Genomic DNA, 19,944 nt, shown 5'->3' with positions numbered 1-19,944 from the left:
TAGTGATACATGAACCATTCTAATTTAATTAAATCATATTTTGATTTTAGAAAAGAATTGGTGCGGTCAGCGGGATTCGAACCCGCGTCTTGAGCTTGGAAGGCTCAGGTGCTAACCACTACACTATGACCGCTTCTTTTTTTATCGACTTAATTGTATATTTAAAACTTTCTCTTTTACATACCACAATGCTTAAAAATTGATATTTTAAAAAGCATATGTGGAGTATATGGGCATAATTAACGAAAACGTTAAGTTTGATTCTTCTATTATTTTGTCATGTACTGCTCACCATCATTAATTACGCCGTTTTTGGCGGAGGTATTTTCATGCTAAAAATAGCTATTCCTAAAAAGGGGAGATTATCAAACCCCTGTCTTGACATATTAAAAAGATCCGGTTACGAGTTTGAGGATAGCGGTAGGAAGTTGTTTTCACTTATCGAAGAAAAAAATATTGAAGCGGTATTTGTGCGAACTCAAGACATACCTGAATATGTTCAGGATCAAGTTGTCGATATAGGCATAACTGGACTTGATATAATTATGGAAAGAAAGGCAGAAGTTGAAATTTTACAAAAAATGGGATTTGGAAAATGCACACTCACCGTTGCAGCACCTAAAAATTCTTCAATAAAGTCATTTCAGGATATAAAAGATGGAATAAAAATAGTAACAGAATTTCCAAATGTAACTGATAACTTTTTTAAAAATAAAGGTATTAGTCTAAAAGTAATTGAAGTATCGGGTTCAACTGAAATCGCCCCATACCTTGGTGTATCTGATTTAATCTCAGATATAGTGAGTACGGGGACAACCTTAGTAATGAACAATCTAAAACCGATATCTAAAATTATTGAATCAGAAGCAGTTCTTATAGCAAATAAAGATAGTCTTAAAGAAAAGAGTGAAGAGATAGAACTCCTATCTTCCTCTATAAGAAGCGTATTAGACGCACAAGGTAAAAAGTACATCATGGTAAACCTTCCGACAAAATCCTTGGCTTTATTTGAAAAAGAATTCCACGGTCTTGGAGGTCCAACAGTGATGCATGTTATCTCAAAAGAATCCCTTGTCGCAGCACACTTTGTGGTGGATGAAAAGCAGGTATCCGAAACAATCCAAAAATTAAAGAGGATGGGCGGAACTGGGATTCTTATTACTCCAATAGAGAGGTTGGTGAATTAATTGATTGAAATTTATGAAGGCTCAAAAGAGTTATTTGAGAAAAATAAACAGAGAAAGATCTTACTAGAAGATGATGGTTATGTAAAGTCAATTCTAGATGACATCGAAAAAAGGGGAGACGAAGCACTCAAGGAATACACATTGAAATTTGATGGAGTCAGAATAGATGATTTCCTTGTAATTCAAGACGAGATAGCAGAAGCTTATGACAACGTAGACACTGAATTGATTCAAGCTCTTGAAACATCGGCAGATAATATCGAAGACTTCCACAGAAGAGAACTCCCTCAATCATTTTTGTTTGAAAAGAAAGGCATTACTGCAGGGCAGATGATATTGCCCTTGGATAGCACAGGCATTTATGTGCCCGGAGGGAGGGCAACTTATCCTTCTACAGTATTAATGGCCGCAATACCTCCCAAAATATGTGGAGTTCCTAGAATCGTAGTTGTGACACCTCCTGGAAAAGATGGCAGATGTAATGATGCAGTATTAGTAGCATCAGATATTGCAGGTGTAGATGAAATCTACAAAGTAGGGGGAGCTCAAGCAATAGCCGCTCTTGCATACGGCACTGAATCAATTAGGAAAGTTTCAAAAATCGTTGGTCCGGGTAATAGATTTGTAGCAATGGCAAAAAAACTTGTCGAAACACCTACAGAATTTCCTGCAGGCCCAAGTGAAGTAATGATTATTGCTGAAGAAAGCTCTAATCCAAGATTCATAGCTTTAGACATGCTAGCGCAATCTGAGCATGACCCCCTTGCATCGGCTTATCTCTTGACAACTTCAGGTAATCTAGCCGAAAAAGTTCAGAAAGAAATAGAAAAGGAGCTTAAGGTACTACCAAGAAAAGAAATTCTTGAAGAATCTCTAAAGAGGGGCGGCATTTTCATTATATCTTCAATAGATGAAGCAATAGAACTTTCAAACGAATTTGCACCTGAGCACCTTGAGATAATGGTCAAGGAGCCATTTTCATTTCTCACAAAAATCAAAAATGCAGGGTCGGTGTTCCTTGGGGAATATTCTCCTGAAGCTATGGGAGATTATGTATCGGGAACAAATCACGTACTTCCGACCTCAGGATTTGCAAAGTATTATTCAAGCCTTTCAGTTGACGATTTCTTGAAGAAGTATACCTTCCAGTATGTCACAAAGGAAGGGCTAAAGACTTATAGGCCTACAGTTTCAACACTTGCTAAATCAGAAGGATTATTTGCACATGAAAAAGCTGTAAATGTGAGGTTTGAAGATGAAAAGTAAATTTGATAGGGATCTATTAGAGGGCCTTGAGCCATACTCCTCAGAAGTTTCAATATTAGATGGAAATCAAACTAGATTACACGCTAATGAACTACCATGGAAAAACGAAGCGGTAGTTTGGGCCTTACATGATAGTCTCTTATCAATGCCTCTCAACAGATATCCTGAAGTTACAAATTCGGAAATAAGAAACAAAATTGCAGAGTATATTGGATTTGAAAAAGAAAATGTACTCGTTGGGAATGGCAGCGATGAGATCCTTGACACAATAGGCAAAGCATTCATATCTCCTCTTGATAAAGTTTTGATCCCCTCCCCTACCTTTTCACTTTACTCTTCCGTGGCAAGGGTGTACTCAGGAGTTCCTATAATCCTCTCGCTTAATAGTGATTATACCCTTCCATTTGAAAAAATTATAATGGAGGCAAAAAATGCCAAGATTGCAATTATTTGTAGCCCCAATAATCCTACGGGAATTGCTTATCCAGATGAGGAAATTAGGCCGATATTGGATACTGGGATGCTAGTAATCCTTGATGAAGCATATGCTGAATTCTCTGGCCATTCTGGATTAGGCTTATTGAATGAGTATGATAATCTGATTATCATGAAGACATTCTCAAAAGCATTTGGGCTTGCAGGATTTAGAACAGGATATTGCGTAGCATCAGAAACGCTAATTGAATCTATGAGCAAAGTTATGCTTCCATATAATCTAAATCTTATCTCTATGAAGGTAGTTGAAATGGCAATTCAGCACGAAGATTTCATGAAAGATGCTGTTAAAAAAATAAAGGAAAACCGAAAATACCTTTATGGTGCAATGAAGGAGATAAAAGGGATAAAGCCGATTCAATCAAATGCCAACTTCATACTGTTTGAAGCAGAAAATCCAAGAACAATATACGAAGGATTGTTGAAGAGAAATATCCTAATACGGTACTTTGAAGGTAAGAATTACCTTAGGGTATCTGTAGGAACGTATGAAGAGTGTGTTAAGTTCATTTCTAGCTTAAGGGAGATATTAAATGTCTGTTAAAATTGGTATTATTGACTATGGTATGGGGAATCTAAAGAGTGTATACAAAGCCTTTAGATTTCTAAAAGCAGAACCCATTTTTATAGATAAAGAAGAGGATTTTAATAATTGTGATGGCTTTATTCTGCCGGGAGTAGGAGCTTTCGAGGATGGAATGAAAAATCTAGCCCCTTTTATTAAAGTATTAAAAAAAGAGGTAGAGACCAAACCTATACTTGGGATATGTCTAGGAATGCAGATGCTTTTCTCAGATAGTGAAGAAAATGGATTCTTCAAGGGATTAAATCTTATACCTGGCTCGGTAAAAAAACTACCAGAAGGATTAAAAGTTCCGCACATGGGCTGGAATAGCATTGAATTTTTAGATGATGATCCGCTTCTCATGGGAATAAAAAATGAGTCTTATTTCTATTTTGTCCACTCATATGCTCCATTCTGTGGGCCTGATTATGCCCTTGGAGAAACTGAATATGGAATAAAGTTTCCATCAATAGTTGCAAAGGAGTTTATCTATGGTACACAGTTCCACCCTGAAAAGAGTGGAGAATCAGGATTAAAACTTCTTAAAAATTACATAAGTATAGTGGAGAATACAATATGAAAGTTTTGCCCGCAGTAGACATCCTTAATCGGAAATGTGTCCAACTTGTAGGGGGAGATCCTGCTACTAAAGTGTTTGAGGACACAGACCCTCTAACAATTGCAAGAAAGTGGGCAGAATATTCGGATTACTTGCATTTGATTGATCTTGATGCTGCAATCTATAATAAAGATACTAACAGGGACATAATAAAGAAAATTCTCTCAGAAGTCAAAATCCCGGCAGAAGTTGGTGGAGGAATACGAAGCATAGAAATATTTCGGGAACTGATAGATGCAGGCGCAGATAAACTCATAATTGGAACGTCAGCAATTAAAAATCTTGAACTTCTAAAAAGCATAAAAGATCAATTTGGAAAGAAAAGGATAGTCATAGCTTTAGACGTTAAAGGAGAAGAGGTGTCAATTTCTGGATGGACTCAAGATTCTGGGCTATCAATATTTGATGCAACAAAAAATCTGGAAGAGTACGCATCCTCTTACCTTATCACAAGCATTGGTGTAGAGGGAAGAATGAAAGGGCCAGATATAGAATTATATAAAAAGCTTTTATCAATAACTGATGTGGAAATAATTGCATCAGGTGGAATTTCATCAATTGACAATTTAATAGATCTTGATAAAATAGGGATTAACAAAGCTGTCGTTGGTACAGCAATTTACACTAATAAAATTGACTTAAAAGAAGTAAGAAAAGTTTTTGGGTGATTTGTTTTGAGACAAGCAAAGATAGAGAGAAAAACAAAGGAAACTGATATTAAAATTAAATTGAATATTGACGGTCAGGGTAAATATAAAATCTCAACATCAAAGAAATTTTTTGATCACATGCTTGAAACGTTTTCTAGGTATAGCCTTTTTGATTTAGAGATAAAGGCGGAAGGCGATTTAACTCACCACCTTGTTGAAGACATAGGGATAGCTATGGGGATGGCCTTCTCAGAGGCTATAGGGGATAAAAAAGGTATCAATAGGGTGGGCTTTGCCACAGTACCCATGGACGATAGTCTAGTCATGTCTTCCCTTGATATTGGGGGAAGACACTATACAAAATTTGACCTAAATTTCAAGTTTGATAAGATTGAAGAAGTATCACCAGATCTATTCTTGCATTTTCTCGATTCTTTTGCCCAGAAAGTTCCATTGAATCTTTTCATAAAGGAGTTTTATGGAGATGATGACCACCACAAGATGGAAGCGGTATTCAAATCATTCGGAAAAGCTCTCTTGATGGCGACTTCATTCAATGAGAGAATTGATCTACTTTCAACAAAGGGTGTGATTTAATGCATGCAAAAAGAATTATTCCTTGTCTTGATGTTGACCAGGGAAGAGTTGTAAAAGGAATAAAATTTGTAGATATCAGAGACGCAGGAGATCCAGTAGAGATGGCACAGCTTTATGATGAAAAAGGTGCGGATGAATTGGTGTTCCTTGATATCACAGCTTCATCGGATAAAAGGAATATTATGGTTGATGTAGTTGAAAGGACTGGAGATGTAGTATTTATTCCATTTACTGTAGGGGGAGGATTAAGAAATATTGAAGATATAAAGGCGATATTACGTGCAGGTGCAGACAAAGTAAGTCTCAATACGTCTGCAGTTCAGAATCCCAATTTGATAAAGGAATCCTCTAAAATATTTGGAAGTCAATGCATAGTTCTAGCAATTGATGCTAAAAGAAAAGGAAACAGTTGGGAAGTATATACACATGGAGGAAGGACACCAACAGGCATAGATGCAATTGAATGGGCAAAGAACGCTGAAAATCTTGGATGTGGGGAAATTCTTCTTACAAGCATGGATGCAGATGGTACAAAAGATGGCTATGATATATCACTGACAAAAGCCATCTCAGAAGCTGTGACGATACCTGTTATAGCTTCAGGCGGGGCAGGAAATGCTGAACACATATATGATGCATTGACTAAAGGCAAAGCCGATGCAGCACTTGCAGCTTCAATTTTTCACTATGAAGAACACTCAATTAGAAAGGTAAAAGAATACCTTAGATCAAAAAATGTTTCGGTAAGATTATGAGTGAGTTTAATTTAAAGTGGGATGAAAAAGGACTTATCCCTGCTATAGTTCAGGAGTATAATACAAAAGAAGTACTTATGACGGCCTATATGAACGAGGAATCTCTTAAGAAGACACTTGAAACTGGCAGAACTTGTTTTTGGTCAAGGAGCAGACAGAAATTCTGGTTTAAGGGAGAATCATCTGGCAATATCCAAAAGGTCAAAGAGATTAGATATGATTGTGATGCAGATTCTATTTTAATCTTAGTTGAGCAAGTTGGTGCAGCATGCCACGAAGGATACCCAACATGTTATTTTAGAAAACTTGATGGAAAAATAATTGGTGAAAAATCCTTCGAAGGCGGGCTTTATATTTTGGATGAACTTTACAAATTAATTGAAAAAAGAAAGAAAGAGCTTCCAAAAGATTCGTATACAACAAAATTGCTTACTGATAAGAATCTCCTACTTAAAAAAATTGGCGAGGAGTCAAGCGAAGTAATTATCTCCTATTCTGAAGACAAGAATAGAACAGTTGAAGAAGCTTCTGATTTAATCTATCACTTATTTGTTTTATTAGTTGAAAGAGACATCAAACTGGAATCAGTATTAGAGGAATTAAAAAAAAGAAGGAAGTGAATAAATGGATTTAGGAAAAAGATATGATTTTCATACACATACAATCTTTTCTGATGGTGAGCTTATACCTACAGAACTTGTAAGACGTGCAAGAGCTTTGGACCACAAAGCTATAGCATTAACAGATCATGCAGATGCTTCAAATATTGAGTTTATTGTTCCCAATCTCGTAAAAGTTTCTGAAGAACTCAATCAATATTGGGATATAACAGTAATTCCTGGAGTTGAAATTACTCATGTCCCTCCAGAGACTATTAAAAAACTTGCATTGAAAGCAAAAAAACTTGGGGCAAAAATAGTGGTTGTTCATGGGGAAACACCTGTAGAGCCTGTAATGCCAGGAACAAATAGAAGTGCAATTGAAAGTGGCGAAGTTGATATCCTTGCGCATCCAGGAATAATTGAAGAAAAAGACGCCAAACTTGCAAATAAATCAGATATCTTCTTAGAGATTACTGCAAGAGGGGGCCACAATATTGGAAATGGACGTGTTGCCTCTTTGGGCGAAAACTTTATTTTGGATACAGATACGCATTCTCCAAGCAACTTAATTACTCAGGAATTTGCATATACAGTAGCTTTAGGTGCAGGCCTAAAAGAAGAAGCTGCAATACAAGTAATAAAAGAAAATCCCAAGATATTGCTTGAAAAAATATTGTAAAAAATAAATAGGCAATATTTGCCTTTAATCTTTTTTAATTTTAGAATTTACTCCGAGCAAATACCCTCCAAATCCTACTAGCCACATAACAATAGGATAGGCTACCCATCTCTCTGTTCCCCCACCACCTAGTAGGGGAATAAAGAAACCGGCAGAGAAAAGGAAGAAGAGCGCAACTACCCCAAGACAGATTGAAACATATCGAAATGGAGAATCCAATACCTTTGAAGAAGTAATGGCTGCAATACCTCCAAAAATGAAAGTTATCAATGCAGACAGAGGGTGTAATAATTCGACATTTCCCGGGAATATCCCAACACCTAATATGCCAAGACCAAATATTCCAAAGGGAATATTAAAGATAAGTTTCCTATAGATAAGAAAAACGCAATATGCCCCTATCAAGGTCATTATGCCCGTTATAATCATTGTCGAGTTGAAAATAACTGCAGAGGGCTGAACGATTATACTATTTGGAGGACGAGTTGCACCCAAATCACTTATCTCACTGTTTGAAGTGGAATACCCTGAAGGATAGAAAATTTCGGCCGTTATTATCCCCATTATGGCAATTACACCTGCAAGGAATAGTAAACTGCCTGCTATTTGATATGGATTTTTTCTAAATGAATCTAAAATTGACAATATGCTCACCTCTTTTTTAATAATTTTATTTGTCGAGTATAAATCAACCTTATAAAATTTACTTTACAAAACTGCAAAACTCTTATAAGTATATTCTTAAATTTTAAAAATATGGATATAGGGCAGTTTGTCATAAATGTTGTAGAGGCCATACTTTCATTCAGCGAGTTCATAGCAGAAGAAATTTCTACCCTAACAAATGGATTCCTCCCAGAGGGTGCCGTAAATGAAGTTGGAATATTAATTCTTTTAGTTCTACTTAGGCTGGGATTCGACTACGCTAAGAAGATATTGGAAATATTGATTGTAATATTTGCCGTGTACATAGTAATTCAACTTCTGCCTTCAATCATTAATTCGATAGGGTAGCGTTTAGAAAAATGCAGCGTAAAATTTTCATTGAAACTTATGGCTGTACTCAGAATAAAGGAGACAGCGAGATATTAAAATATCTTTTGAAAGACTTTCTTGTTGATTCAATTGATGAAGCAGATACTGTAATTGTTAATACTTGTGGGGTCAAAGGGCAAACTGAGAAAAAGATTGTCTTAAGAATTTCATCTTTACTTGAAAATAAAAGAGTCATTGTCTCAGGGTGCCTTCCTAAAATTAACCTCCAAGCAATAGATGAAAGAGTCTCGGGGATTATAGGCACCAATGATTTAGATCATATAGTCGAAGTTGTACTCTCTGAAGATAAAAAAATCTTCATCTCTGAGGATAATAGGAGACTTGGGCCAAAAACTTCATTTAAGAAGATTAGGGATGAATCAACTTCTGCAATTGTTCAGATCTCAGAAGGATGTGCAGGTGGGTGTAGTTTCTGCTGCACAAGGTTTGCAAGGGGTAGTGTCCATAGCTTTCCTATAGACGACATAGTAAAAGAAGTAAGTGAAGCTCTTTCAAACGGATATAAAGAGATACTTTTTACCTCTCAGGATACAGCTGCATATGGAATCGACACGGGTGAAACTCTCATTAACCTTCTAAAAAAGACCTTCAGTATAGACGATAAATTTATGCTACGACTTGGGATGGCAAATCCAAATCATATAAAAGAATTTGAAAAGGAATTAGTTGAAGTTTACAAAGATCCTCACATGTATAGATTTCTACATGTACCTGTTCAGTCAGGGGATGACAAAGTTCTTTCAGATATGAATAGAAGGCACACGGTCAAAGAATTCCTAGATACAGTTTCACTTTTTAGAAAGAATATAGAAGACCTTTATCTATGTACGGATATAATTGTTGGATTTCCTACCGAGGATGAGTCCGCATTTGAAAATACCTACAAGCTTATAGAGAAGATAAGGCCAGACAAGATTAATCTAACTCGTTTTTCACCAAGGCCAGGGACAGATTCATCTAAAATGAAGCAGATACCCACATGGATTGTTAAGGAGAGGTCCAGAAGATTGAATCTTCTAAGGAAAAAGATATCCTCTGAAATAAATAGATCTTACATTGGTAGAAGCTTTGAAGCATTGATAACGGAGAAAAATAGGGATGGAACGTTCACGGGAAGAATATATAACAACAAACCTGTTATTTTAGAAGATGCAGTGGTGGGAAAGTTCACCGGAGTAGATATTGAAGATGCAACTTCCACATACCTTATTGGAAGAAGGTGATTTATTGGATTTAAAGGAAATACAGAGGAAAGATAGAGTATTTTGTGAAGAGCGTGGATGGGATAAATTTCCCCCTTCTCTAGTATTAATACACCTATATGAGGAACTGTCTGAGGTTGGAGAATACATTCTTTACAAAGACGGATACAAAAAAAGCGGAATGGGAAACGATAAAGATGCAGATTACGAGAATCTAAAGAGAGAATTTGGACAGATTTTATCCTTATTAATGCAACTTGCAAATTCATTTGAGATTGATTTAGAGTCTTCTTTTTTGTCAGAGTTTGAAATTATGCAAAAAAGATTTGGGAAGGAAGAATGGAAGAAATACACGGATAAGATTGTTTAGGGGGGTTTTTCAACCCCCCTGGAGGGAAAATGGAGGAAAAAGATGAGCAACACCATTAATCAATATTTAATAATGGCGCTCATAATTATATACTATTATTGTTACACTAATATATAAAGCTTTCGGTAATATTGTTTAACAATACTATAATGTTGATTATCATGAATGTTTTACTCTCTTTGGGATCGGCTGTAAAAATCGGCCTTAAGAAAGGTACACCACTAGTAGACCAAAGAACTTGTTATTTGATGATGGAAGGGCAATGTAACGCCGGATGTTTTTTCTGCATTAGGTCAAAGGAGGAATCTAAACTTTCGAGATTACCTTGGTATTCTTTTGATTTAGAGAAGGCTATACCTCATATCGAATCTAATTTTGAACGAATCTGCATCCAAAGTGTTAATCATGATAACTTTATCTTTGAGATTAAAGAAATAATCTCAAAATTTTCAAAGAAGCTTCCAATGTCTGTTTCTCTATCATTAAGAAATTATGAAGGCATTGAAAATCTATACGGCGATGTTGATAAAATCGGGATTGGACTTGATTGTGCAAGAAAAGATATCTTCAAAGAAATGAAGCCATATTACAGTTGGGAAAAAACTTGGAAAGGCCTTAGAGCCTCTTCAGAAATATTCGGAAACTTTAATGTCATATGTCATTTGATTGCGGGGCTTGGGGAAACAGAAGAGGAAATGATAAATGTATTTCAAAGACTTTATGATATTGGGATCTATCCATCTTTATTTGCATTTACTCCAATTAAAGGAACCTATTATGAAAATTTATCGTCACCAAATATTTCTAGTTATAGGAAGCTTCAATTAGCCCGTTATTTAATTACTTCAGATATCAAAAGATTCGAAGATTTTTCATTTAATAAGGGAAAAATAGTTTATGAAAAAGAATATTTATTTCAGTTAAGGAATGAGATCTTTATTACAAGGGGATGCCCCTCATGCGATAGACCATTTTATAATGAATCTCCTAAAGGTCCAATCTACAACTTTCCTTCAATAGAGTCAGTAGATCTTTCTAAAGTAAAGGAAGATTTCACCGAATAAACTAATTATAAACTATTATTTATTTTCTAAAGGTAATTTTATAAGTTTATATTCTATAATAGTATCCTAAGAATTTGGTGAAATGAAATGGCAAAGAATACTAAGATCATTTTAAAATTTGTTGCCGCCCTACTAGTTATAATAACTATTATGGGGTGTTTATCCTCTGAGAACAACAATAATCTAGAACAAATAAATCAAACTCAAAATCAGGAAACTCAAGAAAAGACTTTAGTTGAACTACAATCAAGCCCTATTCAATATTTTTCATATCCAATTGTAGATACAGGCCAAACAAAGTGTTACGATAATACCAAACAGATAACTTGTCCAAAAGTTGGAGTGGCGTTCTATGGTCAAGATGCACAGTATCTTGGGAATAAACCAGCATACAAAGATAATGGTGATGGAACTATAACAGATCTTAATACGGGACTAATATGGCAAAAAGATCCTGGAGAAAAGATGACCTACAACGAAGCAGTTTCAAAAGCAGATTCATTTATTCTTGCAGGCTATGATGACTGGAGACTCCCGACAATAAAGGAATTATACTCTTTGATTCTTTTTAGTGGAGTTGATCCACCAGTTGAAATGACTAGTTCCAGTAATCTAGAACCATTTATTGATACAAACTATTTTGTCTTTGAGTATGGCGATACAACTGCGGGGGAACGTATTATAGATTCTCAATTCCTTTCTAGTAACAAATATGTTTCCGGAACTATGCCTACAAGAGATGAAACTGCCTTTGGAGTAAACTTTGCTGATGGCCGTATTAAGGGCTATGGATTAATTCTCCGAGGAAGTGAAAAAGAGTTTTATGTTATCTATGTACGTGGTAATCCAGATTATGGAAAAAATGATTTTGTAGATAATGGCGATGGAACAATTACTGATAAAGCGACAGGCTTAATGTGGCAAAAGGTCGATAGTAGTAAATCCATGTCTTGGGAGGATGCTCTAGAATATGCTGAAAATATAAATTTAGCAGGGTACTCTGATTGGAGGCTGCCAAATGCAAAAGAATTACAATCCATAGTTGATTATACTAGATCTCCAACTACAACAAATTCTCCGGCAATTGATCCAATCTTTAAAACTTCACCAATAAAAGATGAAGAGGGAAACACAAATTATCCCTTCTACTGGACAAGCACGACCCATGCCAACTCTATGGGTGGAAGCTCTGCAGTATATATAGCATTTGGTGAAGCTTTAGGATGGATGAAAGATCCAAGAGGGCAATACATCCTTAGTGATGTTCATGGAGCAGGAGCTCAAAGAAGTGATCCAAAATCAGGCAATCCTGCAAATTATCCATACGGTCACGGGCCTCAAGGTGATGTAATAAGAATATATAACTATGTAAGGTGCGTTCGAGATGACAATGCTACTATCACATAGATTTTATATTTATTTTTATTTGCCTTAAACCATAAGATTTATTAAATATTTAAGTTAAAAAAATTCTGTGATATTATGGAAGATACATTTAATCTAGAAGTTAAGATTCCTGAGTTTGTGAAACTTTTAGGCGAAGAAGGTAAAAATCAGATTTTAGAAGAAGTTAAGAAAAAAATTGACAAAGATGTATCTAACATTGTTGTTAAAGCTGCAAGAGAGATAATGGCCGAAAAATTAGGGCTTGATACAAGAGAAAGTCCTTTTGGACCGGTACATACAAAAAAACAAACGCCTCCCGTTGAGGAAGATGAACCTAAATCTGACTTAAGCTGTCCAAACTGCCAAAAGGCTCTTGAGCCTGGAGTCAAGTTTTGTAGATTCTGTGGACAAAAATTAGGTTAATTTTCATTTATTATTAATGCTTTTTTTATCTTTTCATAACTTACTTTTGTTTCAATACATCCATCTTTTTCAAGATTAATGCCTCTCCCAGGAATTTTTAGATAATCTAAGACTAAACTGGCCTCTCTAAGTTCAATATGGCAACCAACACCAATTATCGCTTTAGGCCTAGTAAGCTTAATTACTTTTTTAACAAACGACCCTCCAGGAACAATGAATACCCTAATATTCCTCTCTTCACAGAAACAGATTAGGTCCCCTATTCCACACCTGCCACAATTTTTACATTTGAATCCACACATAGAATCGAGTATTGCGGGACAATCTATTTTTCTAAGACATTGTGGAAGAAGAAGTATCCTATCTTCAAATGGTATTTTAGAAAGTTCTTTGTAATTGATAAAATTTCTCATGTCGTTTGAGATCATATCGATGTATCCTTTCTTCAATCCTATTTTTTCAGTCAATATCTTTAGAGGATAATAAAGAAAATCAAGAACAAATAAAATAAATCCAGGGAATAATACTTTTTTTGTCTTTACAGAGTATAGAATTAGTAGTATAGCAATCAACAGTATGAATACCACTATTAGAAAAAATGCAGTTAAAATCATTCCTAGTATTTCAAATATATCTACCATTAATGTACCTCGAATAGCATCTCTTTTACTAATTCCATATCTACATCAGTTTCAATGCATCCAGTTTTATCTAGAAGTACTCCATATTCTGCTATTCTTTTTGAGGATAATATTCTCATCATTTCATTTAATTCTACATGGCATGCGACCAATAGAACGGATGACTTCGGATGTCTTTTCAAAACTCTTTTTACAAATGATCCACCAGGAGCAATGAAGACTTTTATGGAATTTTCATCACACACTTTTTTGAATTCACCTATTTTACATTTTCCACATTTGATACAGTTGACGCCCAGTTCTGGACTCACTTGAGCCTTGCATTCTATCGACCTTAAACAGTATGGGAAAACAACTATTCTGTCCTTAATTTTTGAAGCAAAATACTCATTTTTTAAAATATTATTTCTTATGTCGATTTCTATTCTGTCAACTACACTTTCATCAAGATTTAGGGACGCTACTAATCTCTTTAGAGGATAGTAAAGGGTATCTAAAAGAAATAAAGTGACACGAGGGAATATTATTTGATTCTTTTTAATTATCCTATAGATTAAAATAATTGCCATTAAAAGAAGTATTCCAAAAATAATAATGAGTATTACAAATATAACGCCCAATACAGAAAAAAAACTAGGTAATCCATTCATTGTAGGAGAATAAAAAAATTTAATTTAAAAGTATAATTGTATTATGATTTTTTAAAGATTTCAGGTTTTAGTAGATAAAGTAGAAGGACAAGAAGGCCAACTCCGAGTACTAGTAAAACTCCAAGAACAATAACTATTGTGTTCTTGCCCATTGCCATTCCATCTATTGCACTTATTTTTGAGTCAATTAATCTTACTTTCTCTTGGTCACCTAGTTCAGTATAAAGTTTTTTTGACTCTACATAGTTTTCTCTAGCCTTTTTGTAGTCTCCTGCAAGATAGCTATCCTCTGCTAGTTTAAAGTATCTAGCGGCTTCATCTAATCTTACATCATCACCTATTGAAACAAGCATCGATTTGAAATCATTAGCACCTTTATCTGTTGGAGAAATATCAAGTGCAGTATTGATAGCTTCTATTGCTTCTTGATAGTTCCCGAGATTATACTGAGACCTTGCGATCCCATACCAAGCCCCAAATAAATTACTATTTAATCCGTTAGCAATATTATAAGTTGAAAGCGCTTCTTCATATTTACCAAGAGAAAGTAGTATATCCCCCTTTAAGATTAGTGCCTCTATCCTCTCTTCATACCCTGGGTCTCTGTCAAGGGCGTTGTTTACCTCAGTTAAAGCTTCAGTATACCTTCTCTTGTTCCAAAGTGATTTTGCTTTGATTAAGTATGGGCCGTATTTTGATGCATCAAGTGCTATAGCTTTGTCGCTCGTACTAATGGCATCATCAAAATTATTGTCATTTAGATACCCTTCTGCAGCTATGACTAATTCAGTGTAAGTCAATTCTTTTTCTTCAGGGGTAACAACAGTTTCGCTTTCGGATAGATAATCAAAGATATTTGAAATTAATCTTAGATGGTCATAATTACTAATCATATGATCCTCAAGAAAAGTTGAAGATCCTATTGCCACTACTTTGCCACTCAATAAATTCGCTCTTGCAGCAACAATTATATCTGTTCCAGAAATAGGATTTAAAGGGTCTTTAGTTGTGGGGTCTGATTTATCTGGATCACTTAAGTACGGTCGACTGAGACTTTGTGGTGAACCTCTCATCAATGCTTTAGAGCTTTGAGATGATATGGAAATAGAACAGGGCAATTTCATAGCGATTTTAAATATATCTTCTGTTATGGGGTCATCAACCATATTAATAATAATGACGTTAGTTGCATCATTATCATAGTAGTTTTGTGTGTCTGTGACCAGATCATCATTAAATGTAATTCCCATATTGATAGTAAGTTCATTTAGGACTTCTCTTGTTTTTTTAATATCAAGAGAACTACCGCCCCTACCGACAAGTAATAGACTTCCACCATCTTTCACAAATTTTTCAATAACAAATACCTCTTGCTGGGTAAAATTTGTTTTAGGAACAATAATAAGGAGTATATCATAATTTTTTAGAGTATTTTCTGTAAGAGGAACTTTATTCTCGGCTAGAGTAAATCCTCTGCTAGTAAGCTGGCTAAGAAACATATTGTAACCAGCTGTAAAGTTTATGGGCTCATCATGGGCCACATCGATTAGAACTCTTTTTTGTGATTGTGCATTAACGTTAAGCGGGAAACTTAAAATCATTAATGCAATTATCCATAAAATAAATAATCTTCTCATAGAAGCACCCTAGAAAGCATGACCTAATAACATTTAAAAGTATATTTGTTTTGTTATTTAATAATTTTTACAGTTTTAAGAATCTGTAATCGAAAGCTTTAAATACCAACCACAATTATTCTGGATTGGTACGGCGACCACAGCGAGAGTGATACACCTGGACTCATCCCGAACCCAGAAGTTAAGACTCTCTGCGTCGTGATTTGTACTGCTAGTAGCGGGAACATCACAACGTCGCCGGCCTTTATATTCTTGGCTATTTATACTAGCCGACTGATGAAAAACTATATGTTTTGAGGAATGAGGTGTTTTAATGGCAGTTTATGTTAAATTTAAAGTCCCAGAAGAGTTAGCAAACAAATCTTACGAATCTCTTGAAATGGTAAGGGACACAGGAAAATTAAAGAAAGGCGCAAACGAAACTACAAAAGCTGTTGAGAGAGGTATTGCAAAACTAGTTTATCTTGCAGAGGATATTACTCCCGAAGAAATCATTGCACACATACCACTACTTTGTGACGAGAAAGAGATACCCTATATCTATGTTCCAAGAAAAGATGAGCTTGGCGCAGCAATAGGTATTGATGTATCAACAGCAGCTGTTGCAGTAATAAAAGAAGGCAAAGCTAAGGACCTTATTGACGATATTATTGTCAAGGTAAAAGAACTTAGAAAGTGATTGAATGGCCGAGATTGATAGTGGAATACCGGCAGAAGTTTTGGAGATTGTCGTTCGTACTGGCGTAACTGGAGATATATTCCAGGTTAGGGTCAAAGTACTTGACGGAATGGACAAAGACAGAGTCATCACTAGAAACCTAAGAGGTCCGGTAAAAGTTGGGGACATCGTTGTTCTAAAGGAAACTGAAAGAGAAGCAAAGGAGATAAAGACGCCAAGGTGAGACCATGCCAAGAAAAGTTAACTGTTCTTTTTGTGGAGATCCAATAGATCCCGGAACAGGCCTTATTTTCGTGAGAAAAGATGGAGTTATCTATAATTTTTGTACCCATAAGTGCGAAAGAAATATGGTTGGCCTAAACAGAAAGCCAAGAAAAGTCAAGTGGACTGAAGAGTACAGAAAAGAAAAGGCCCTTAGGACTAAAAAATAATTTTATTATATATTTTTTTAATTGGTGTTTAGCATGAGCGAAAGAACTCTAATTATTTTAAAACCAGATACTATAATGAGATCAAACATTGGAAATGTTTTATCTAGAATAGAAGCAAAAGGATTGAAGATATCAGCTTTAAAGATGGAGTGGATTTCTAAAGAAAAAGCTGGAACGCATTACGCGGAACACGTTGGTAAGCCCTTCTATGACAGTCTTATAGGTTACATTACCTCTTGCCCAGTTGTTCTTGGAGTAATCGAAGGAGAAGATGCAATAACAGTAATAAGAACTTTATGTGGTGCAACAGATCCTCACAAAGCTGCTCCAGGTAGTATAAGAGGGGATTTTGGATTCAAGAAAGGTAATGATATATTTAATGTAATCCATGCTTCAGATTCTCCAGAAAGTGCAAAGAGAGAGATTTCATTATTCTTCAGTGATAAAGAAGTTTTCAACTACAATAAATAATTGTTGTTTAAATGATAAGACAGCCAATCATCTCTGTTTTAGGTCATGTAGACCATGGGAAAACATCCCTTTTAGATTATATTAGGGGTTCTGCCGTTGCTTCAAGGGAAGCCGGAGGTATAACTCAACATATAGGTGCAACAGAGGTGCCAATTGATACAGTAAAGGCCATATGTGGGCAAGATTTTGATAAATGGGGAATTAAACTTCCGGGATTATTATTTATTGATACCCCCGGACACAAAGCATTTACCAATCTTAGGTCCAGAGGTGGATCTCTTTCTGATCTTGCTGTCTTGATAGTTGATATAAATGAAGGATTGCAACCTCAAACTTTAGAGAGTATAAATATTTTGAAAAATTATAAGACGCCTTTTGTAATGGCTCTAAACAAGATTGATAGAATTAACGGGTTTAAGATTATTCCAAAATCTTCTTTTAATCAGATAATCTCTCAACAAAACGAAAACGTCAAATTAATGCTCGATCAAAAAGTATGGGATTTTCAAGCAAAGATGTATGAACAAGGTTTCGATTGTGATATTTATAATAAAATATCGGATTACACTAAAAAGATTGCAATGGTGCCCATATCCGCTAAAACAGGCATGGGAGTTTCAGACCTTCTTCTGCTTATTGCAGGGCTTTCCCAGAAATTCTTGAAGAACAAACTTGAAATAGATGAAAATGATCCCGGAAAAGCTACAATTTTAGAGGTTAAAGAAGAAAAAGGTCTAGGCATGACCTTAGATGTTATTGTGTACGATGGGGTCATTAAGAGGAAAGACAATATCGTTTTTGGTGGAAAAGATGGGATATACTCAACAAATGTCAGGGCTTTACTAAAACCAAAACCACTTGACGAGATAAGAGATCCAAGAAAGAAGTTTGATTCAGTTGAATCCCAATATGCGGCAGCAGGTATAAAAATTTCTGCCCCAGATCTTGAAAAAGCATTGGCAGGTTCTCCTCTTTATGTCGCGACAGATATAGAGGCGACAAAGAAAGAAATCTCCAAAGAAATTAAATCAATTAAAATTGAAAATAATAGTTCTGGTGTCATAATTAAAACAGACACCCTTGGAAGTCTTGAAGCAATTGTCATGGAATTAAAAGAATTGGGGATTAATATTAGAAGAGCTGACATAGGAGATGTCACAAAGCAGGACATGATTGAAGCAAAATCTGTCAAGATCGATGACAAAGTTTCTGCAGTAGTCTTTGCCTTTAATTCTAGAATTCTGCCAGACGCAAAAGAAGTAGCTGCAAAAGAAGAGATTAAAGTATTTGAAAGTGACATAATTTACAAATTAATCGAAGATTACGAACTTTGGAAGAAAGAGGAATTAGAAAAACAAAAGAAAAAGAAGTTTGAAGGCATAACAAGGCCTGGAAAGATAGAATTGATGCACCATCATGTGTTTAGAGTTACAAAGCCAGCAATTGTGGGCGTTAGAGTATTGCGTGGAAGAATAAAAACCGATATTTCATTGATAAAAGATGATGGCAAGAATATAGGCACTGTAAAGACTTTAAAAGATAAAAATGATTTCCTAAAAGAGGCTTTACAGGGGAAAGAGATTGCATGTGCAATTGATGGCCCAACAGTTGGCAGACAGATTAAAGAAGGTGACATTCTTTATGTCAATATTCCCCTTCCAGATTATAAAAAATTAAAATTTGAGATTTATAATGAACTTACAGAGGATGAAAAGGAAGTACTTGAAGAGTTCATTGTTATAAAGAGAAAGGAGGACTCCCTTTGGGGAATATAATTTTATTACCAAAAGATTTAAATATGATTTTAAGTTATAAAAATCAGTTAACTTCTTATTATTTAACTAATTATTTTGAGGTGATTTAGTGGAAGATATTAAAAAAGGTACTACTACAGTAGCTATTGTATGTAAGGATGCTGTAGTATTAGCAACAGATAGAAGAGCATCAATGGGTTATTTAGTAGCCCATAAAAATGTAAAGAAAGTATACAAAATTGATGATTACATTGGAGCAACAGTAGCAGGTAGTGTAGGTGATATTCAGAGTTTGATAGGGTCTTTAAGAGCCGAAGTAAATCTATACAAGATGAAAAACGGCGCAAAGATGTCTACTAGGTCACTTGCCACATTGACTTCACACATACTACATGGCCAGAGGTATTACCCATTAATAGCATGGCTTGTGGTCGCAGGTTTTGATGAAAAACCAATAGCATATTCAATTGACCCCATAGGTGGAGTAAATGAAGATAAGGCCATTTCAACTGGATCAGGCTCTCTTGTTGCATACGGTGTTTTAGAATCTATGTATAGAGATGGCATGAGCTGGGAAGAAGGTGCATCTGTTGCAATTAAGGCAATTAACGCTGCAATAGAAAGGGACCTTGCTACTGGAAATGGCATTACAATGGCCGTTATCGATAAAGACGGCTACAGAGAACTTTCTGATGAAGAAATTATGGGCATAAAGAATCAGAATTAATTCTCTTTTTTATTTTAATTATTATTTATCGCATATTC

23 protein-coding genes, 1 tRNA gene, 1 rRNA gene and 1 pseudogene are annotated in these 19,944 nt (G+C 35.3%); 21 read left to right on the top strand and 5 right to left on the bottom strand.

The features are described 5' to 3' along the window. Positions 1-58: 58 nt before the first annotated feature. Positions 59-133, bottom strand: a tRNA-Gly gene (locus tag HPY60_01820). A gap of 196 nt (positions 134-329) precedes the next feature. Here HPY60_01820 and hisD point away from each other — a divergent pair. The 8 genes and pseudogenes from hisD (at position 330) to HPY60_01780 (ending at position 7,415) form a co-directional block, all read left to right on the top strand. Further along, positions 330-2,453: pseudogene (gene hisD, locus HPY60_01815) on the top strand (histidinol dehydrogenase). Then, positions 2,443-3,492, top strand: coding sequence for a histidinol-phosphate transaminase (gene hisC, locus HPY60_01810; GenBank protein NPV49918.1), 1,050 nt, complete (start codon positions 2,443-2,445; stop codon positions 3,490-3,492). Before hisD ends, hisC begins: the two are co-directional and overlap by 11 nt. After that, positions 3,482-4,093 carry an imidazole glycerol phosphate synthase subunit HisH gene (gene hisH / locus HPY60_01805; protein ID NPV49917.1) on the top strand — a complete coding sequence of 204 codons (612 nt, stop codon included), beginning with the start codon at positions 3,482-3,484 and terminating at the stop codon, positions 4,091-4,093. Before hisC ends, hisH begins: the two co-directional genes overlap by 11 nt. After that, the gene (gene hisA, locus HPY60_01800; GenBank protein NPV49916.1) at positions 4,090-4,800 is read left to right on the top strand and encodes a 1-(5-phosphoribosyl)-5-[(5-phosphoribosylamino)methylideneamino]imidazole-4-carboxamide isomerase; all 711 of its coding nucleotides are present in this window, start codon (positions 4,090-4,092) and stop codon (positions 4,798-4,800) included. The genes hisH and hisA overlap by 4 nt, the downstream gene beginning before the upstream one ends. A gap of 6 nt (positions 4,801-4,806) precedes the next feature. Next, positions 4,807-5,379: an imidazoleglycerol-phosphate dehydratase HisB gene (gene hisB / locus HPY60_01795; GenBank protein NPV49915.1), complete on the top strand. Its 573-nt coding sequence runs from the start codon at positions 4,807-4,809 to the stop codon at positions 5,377-5,379. Next, positions 5,379-6,134 (top strand): imidazole glycerol phosphate synthase subunit HisF, encoded by a 756-nt coding sequence (hisF, locus tag HPY60_01790; protein ID NPV49914.1) that lies wholly within the window; start codon positions 5,379-5,381, stop codon positions 6,132-6,134. The genes hisB and hisF overlap by 1 nt, the downstream gene beginning before the upstream one ends. Then, positions 6,131-6,754, top strand: coding sequence for a bifunctional phosphoribosyl-AMP cyclohydrolase/phosphoribosyl-ATP diphosphatase HisIE (locus HPY60_01785; GenBank protein ID NPV49913.1), 624 nt, complete (start codon positions 6,131-6,133; stop codon positions 6,752-6,754). Before hisF ends, HPY60_01785 begins: the two co-directional genes overlap by 4 nt. 4 nt (positions 6,755-6,758) lie before the next feature. Further along, positions 6,759-7,415 carry a histidinol phosphate phosphatase domain-containing protein gene (locus HPY60_01780; protein NPV49912.1) on the top strand — a complete coding sequence of 219 codons (657 nt, stop codon included), beginning with the start codon at positions 6,759-6,761 and terminating at the stop codon, positions 7,413-7,415. A 24-nt stretch (positions 7,416-7,439) separates the two neighbouring features. On the opposite strand, the gene HPY60_01775 is transcribed toward HPY60_01780, so the two are convergent. Then, complete coding sequence (locus tag HPY60_01775) at positions 7,440-7,979, bottom strand: DUF998 domain-containing protein (GenBank protein NPV49911.1); 540 nt, start codon at positions 7,977-7,979, stop codon at positions 7,440-7,442. A gap of 192 nt (positions 7,980-8,171) precedes the next feature. Between HPY60_01775 and HPY60_01770 the strand changes: the two genes are divergently transcribed. From HPY60_01770 to HPY60_01745, 6 genes are all read left to right on the top strand, one after another. Beyond that, positions 8,172-8,429: a hypothetical protein gene (locus tag HPY60_01770; GenBank protein NPV49910.1), complete on the top strand. Its 258-nt coding sequence runs from the start codon at positions 8,172-8,174 to the stop codon at positions 8,427-8,429. A gap of 11 nt (positions 8,430-8,440) precedes the next feature. Further along, positions 8,441-9,694, top strand: a complete 1,254-nt coding sequence (locus tag HPY60_01765) for a tRNA (N(6)-L-threonylcarbamoyladenosine(37)-C(2))-methylthiotransferase (GenBank protein ID NPV49909.1) — start codon at positions 8,441-8,443, stop codon at positions 9,692-9,694. A gap of 4 nt (positions 9,695-9,698) precedes the next feature. Beyond that, positions 9,699-10,043, top strand: a complete 345-nt coding sequence (locus HPY60_01760) for a hypothetical protein (GenBank protein NPV49908.1) — start codon at positions 9,699-9,701, stop codon at positions 10,041-10,043. Between the two features lie 161 nt (positions 10,044-10,204). Further along, positions 10,205-11,107 carry a radical SAM protein gene (locus HPY60_01755; GenBank protein NPV49907.1) on the top strand — a complete coding sequence of 301 codons (903 nt, stop codon included), beginning with the start codon at positions 10,205-10,207 and terminating at the stop codon, positions 11,105-11,107. Between the two features lie 150 nt (positions 11,108-11,257). After that, on the top strand, positions 11,258-12,514 hold the full coding sequence (locus HPY60_01750) for a DUF1566 domain-containing protein (protein ID NPV49906.1): 1,257 nt from the start codon (positions 11,258-11,260) through the stop codon (positions 12,512-12,514). A 75-nt stretch (positions 12,515-12,589) separates the two neighbouring features. Beyond that, the gene (locus HPY60_01745) at positions 12,590-12,916 is read left to right on the top strand and encodes a zinc ribbon domain-containing protein (GenBank protein ID NPV49905.1); all 327 of its coding nucleotides are present in this window, start codon (positions 12,590-12,592) and stop codon (positions 12,914-12,916) included. On the opposite strand, the gene HPY60_01740 is transcribed toward HPY60_01745, so the two are convergent. The 3 genes from HPY60_01740 to HPY60_01730 are packed head-to-tail and all read right to left on the bottom strand — an operon-like array spanning position 12,913 to position 15,844. Beyond that, a complete protein-coding gene (locus HPY60_01740; GenBank protein ID NPV49904.1) occupies positions 12,913-13,557 on the bottom strand; it encodes a DUF116 domain-containing protein in 645 nt (214 codons plus the stop codon). The two genes, HPY60_01745 and HPY60_01740, sit on opposite strands and share 4 nt — an antisense overlap. Beyond that, entirely contained in the window at positions 13,557-14,207 is a 651-nt protein-coding gene (locus HPY60_01735) for a DUF116 domain-containing protein (GenBank protein NPV49903.1), read from the bottom strand. The genes HPY60_01740 and HPY60_01735 overlap by 1 nt, the downstream gene beginning before the upstream one ends. 41 nt (positions 14,208-14,248) lie before the next feature. After that, positions 14,249-15,844 carry a tetratricopeptide repeat protein gene (locus HPY60_01730; protein ID NPV49902.1) on the bottom strand — a complete coding sequence of 532 codons (1,596 nt, stop codon included), beginning with the start codon at positions 15,842-15,844 and terminating at the stop codon, positions 14,249-14,251. 129 nt (positions 15,845-15,973) lie between these two features. Here HPY60_01730 and rrf point away from each other — a divergent pair. From rrf to psmB, 7 genes are all read left to right on the top strand, one after another. Further along, positions 15,974-16,087 (top strand): 5S ribosomal RNA (gene rrf / locus HPY60_01725). A 70-nt stretch (positions 16,088-16,157) separates the two neighbouring features. After that, positions 16,158-16,523 carry a 50S ribosomal protein L7ae gene (locus HPY60_01720; protein NPV49901.1) on the top strand — a complete coding sequence of 122 codons (366 nt, stop codon included), beginning with the start codon at positions 16,158-16,160 and terminating at the stop codon, positions 16,521-16,523. 4 nt (positions 16,524-16,527) lie between these two features. After that, positions 16,528-16,746 (top strand): 30S ribosomal protein S28e, encoded by a 219-nt coding sequence (locus HPY60_01715; protein ID NPV49900.1) that lies wholly within the window; start codon positions 16,528-16,530, stop codon positions 16,744-16,746. A 4-nt stretch (positions 16,747-16,750) separates the two neighbouring features. After that, positions 16,751-16,954, top strand: coding sequence for a 50S ribosomal protein L24e (locus HPY60_01710; protein NPV49899.1), 204 nt, complete (start codon positions 16,751-16,753; stop codon positions 16,952-16,954). 33 nt (positions 16,955-16,987) lie between these two features. Next, positions 16,988-17,425 (top strand): nucleoside-diphosphate kinase, encoded by a 438-nt coding sequence (gene ndk, locus HPY60_01705; GenBank protein NPV49898.1) that lies wholly within the window; start codon positions 16,988-16,990, stop codon positions 17,423-17,425. 11 nt (positions 17,426-17,436) lie between these two features. Next, positions 17,437-19,200, top strand: a complete 1,764-nt coding sequence (gene infB / locus HPY60_01700) for a translation initiation factor IF-2 (GenBank protein NPV49897.1) — start codon at positions 17,437-17,439, stop codon at positions 19,198-19,200. A gap of 88 nt (positions 19,201-19,288) precedes the next feature. Then, entirely contained in the window at positions 19,289-19,906 is a 618-nt protein-coding gene (gene psmB, locus HPY60_01695) for an archaeal proteasome endopeptidase complex subunit beta (protein NPV49896.1), read from the top strand. Positions 19,907-19,944: the final 38 nt, after the last annotated feature.

Origin of the sequence: Methanofastidiosum sp., from assembly GCA_013178285.1 — an archaeon.
GTDB lineage: Archaea > Methanobacteriota_B > Thermococci > Methanofastidiosales > Methanofastidiosaceae > Methanofastidiosum.
Note: the sequence above shows the minus strand (reverse complement) of the source record. Positions and strands in the feature narration are given on the sequence as shown.